The organism is Mesorhizobium sp. M7A.T.Ca.US.000.02.2.1, from assembly GCF_003996995.1.
Lineage (GTDB): Bacteria > Pseudomonadota > Alphaproteobacteria > Rhizobiales > Rhizobiaceae > Mesorhizobium.
Window position 1 is genome coordinate 1 of sequence record NZ_RZTT01000592.1, and the last position, 2803, is coordinate 2803.

Below are 2803 nucleotides of genomic sequence, written 5' to 3' on the forward strand. Positions count from 1 at the left end.
TCGAGAGCCTCATGGATGCCGTTGTGGCGGTCGGTGTCGACCGATGTCCCGGCAACGCCGCGCACTTCGAGCACCTTGCCGCCATTCGGCACATGCGTGACCAACCATTTGCCCCACAGCTCGCCAAGACCCTTCTGGTCGACGTTGACGTTGATGGCGTCCTTGGTGTCGAGAATGTTGTCGAAGGCAACCAGAATGACACCGGCTTCCTTGGCGCGCTTGATCACCGGCCCGAAAGCGGTCGGGTTCTGGGCGTTGACCACGATCGCGTCATAGCCGGAATCAATGAAGTTATTGATCGCCGAGATCTGTGCCGGCACGTCTTCTCCGGTCGAGACGACCTTGAATTCCTTCAGCTTTGCAGCAACGTCCTTCTGGGCTGCATAGGCCTTCGCAGTCTGCACCATCTGGATACGCCACGTGTTGGCGATATAGCCGTTGGCGAGCGCAATGCGGTAAGGGCCGTCCTTCTTGGGGAACTTAAAGAACTGCGTATCCGCAGCCCAGGGTGCGAAGCAATCCGGCTCGGCCGCTGGACCCTTGACGATTTCGGGGCCCGCAGCAATCGCCGACGAGCTCAACATGACGAATGCAGTGGCGGCAACGATGCCACCAACAAGTGACTTGATCATCGATATTCCTCCCAATTGCAGTTCTGTTTGTTATTTGACTTTGAGAAGTCTCGCGCGATGCCCGGCACCTCCTGCCTTGCCACGCTTTCTTTGGTCGGTGAATGGCCGACCCGGTTCCTCCCCTTGTCCCCGTCAGCAAAGCTGAAACTATCATATTATCCATAATAAACAAGTATCAGTTGTCGCTTATGTATAATAAACAGGCGTTATCTCTTTCACATGGGCCTGTCAAACAAAGATGGTAGCGCTACCAAATTGGCGTGTAAACCGGCATTCGCACAGTCGCTCCTGTGCGTTTCAACGCGCCGTGCTCTCGCGGCGCTTGAGCTCGAAACCGAGGTCGACGATCTGTTGCTCCGGTCTGTTGCCGGCGATCGCCGCCAGCGCCATGGCGACGGCACGCCGGCCGATCTCATAACGATGGGTGCGGATGCTGGTGACTGACGGAAACGCCACCTGCATCATGTCGAGATCGTTGAAACCGACGATGCCGATCGTCTTCGGCACCGCGATCGAGGCGCGATGGCATTCGAACAAGACGCCGAGGGCGATGTCGTCATTGTTGCAGAAGACACCGTCGAGTGTCGGCACCTTGGCCAGCGCGTCGCGGAACATCTCGCGGCCGAGCGACACGCTGGACAGCACCGGCGTGGTGGTGACGAGGCGCGGGTCGAACAGGCCCGCGGCCTCCATCGCCGCGCGATAGCCGGCCAGGCGCCGCTGCGAACGCGGGTCCATGCGCGCGCCGATGAAGCCGATGCGGCGATAGCCGGCCTCGATCAGATGCTCGGTCGCCGCCCTGCCGCCATCGAGATGCGAGAAGCCGACCATCATGTCGACCGGGTCGGGACCGGTTTCCATGACCTGCACCACGGGGCAGCCGGCACTTTCCAGCAGCTTTCGCGAAGCCGGTGTCTGATCGATGCCGGCGACGATCAGCGCCGCTGGCCGTTGCGAACCGAACAGCTGCAGCAGCCGCTCTTCCTCAAGGCCGGAATAGTGGGTGTTGCCAAGCTGGATGCGGAACGGGCTGGCCGACAGGCTGTCATAGATGCCGCGCACCACCTCGGCGAAGACGTTGTTGGTCAGCGACGGCACCAGCACGCCGAACACCTCGGCGCGCGCCGAGGCCAGCGCCCGCGCATTCGGGTCCGGCACGTAGCCCAGTTCGTCGACGGCGGCCTGGATCTGGCGGCGCAATTCTACGGAGACACGCTCCGGCTCGCGCAAGGCGCGCGACACGGTAATGGCGCCGACGCCGGCCTTGCGCGCGACATCCGCGATGGTCGGGCGGCCGCCGCCCCGGCGCGAGCGCGGCTTGGTCAAGGACGCACTCCTGGCGACGGGCTTGTGCAGCCAAGCGCCTTTGGAATCATATTCGGGGTCTTTGCCACCGTCGTCATGCCAAACCGGCCTGTTGCCGCACCCATTCGCCTTCCGGCGTCGCGCAGCCTTGGGTTGTTGTCAAGCCGCGCAGCTCCCGGACCATTGGGCACGGTGAGCTCAGGCCATCACGGCTGTGCTGCGCCGTGCCTTCCAGAACAGCAGCCCGATCGCCACCAGGTTCAGCAAATTCCAGGCGATGCCGTTGAGGAACGCAGCGGCGTAGGAACCGGTCAAATCGTAGATCCAGCCCGACATCCAGCCGCCGATCGCCATGCCGAAGATGGTCGCCATCATGACGATACCGATACGCTGGCCGGCCTCCCTGGCCGGCATGTAATCGCGCACGATGATCGCGTAGCAAGGCACGATGCCGCCCTGCGACAGGCCGAACACCAGCGACACCACATAGAGCGAGGCAAGCCCGTCGAACGGGATATAGAACAGCAGCGACAGGCACTGCAGCACCGAGCCGATCATCAATGTCCACACGGCGCCGATCCGGTCGGCGAGGAAGCCGGACGCCAGCCGGCTGACGACGCCGCCCGCCATCATGATCGACAGCATGTCGGCCCCATGTGCGACGCCGTAGCCAAGGTCCATGCAATAGGCGACGATATGCACCTGCGGCATCGACATCGCCACGCAGCAGCCGAGCCCGGCGAGGACCAGCAGCACCTGCAAGGCCGCCGGCGACAGCGAGATCGGCTGCACGGTCCGGCTTCCGGACGAACCGGCGGCCGGCGCCGGGGCACCGCGCCGCAGCATCAGCACCAGCGGCACCATTG

The 2803-nt window shown here is 63.2% G+C and carries 3 protein-coding genes; all 3 read right to left on the reverse strand.

Annotated elements, in window-relative coordinates:
- The coding region (locus EOD15_RS32135; RefSeq protein WP_148129748.1) for a substrate-binding domain-containing protein at window positions 1-632 on the reverse strand (632 nt) is incomplete at its 3' end.
- Window positions 633-929: 297 nt separating this feature from the next.
- Complete coding sequence (locus tag EOD15_RS32140; RefSeq protein ID WP_127322626.1) at window positions 930-1958, reverse strand: LacI family DNA-binding transcriptional regulator; 1029 nt, start codon at window positions 1956-1958, stop codon at window positions 930-932.
- 177 nt (window positions 1959-2135) lie between these two features.
- A partial coding sequence (locus tag EOD15_RS32145; protein ID WP_148129749.1) for an MFS transporter occupies window positions 2136-2803 on the reverse strand: 668 nt, incomplete at its 5' end.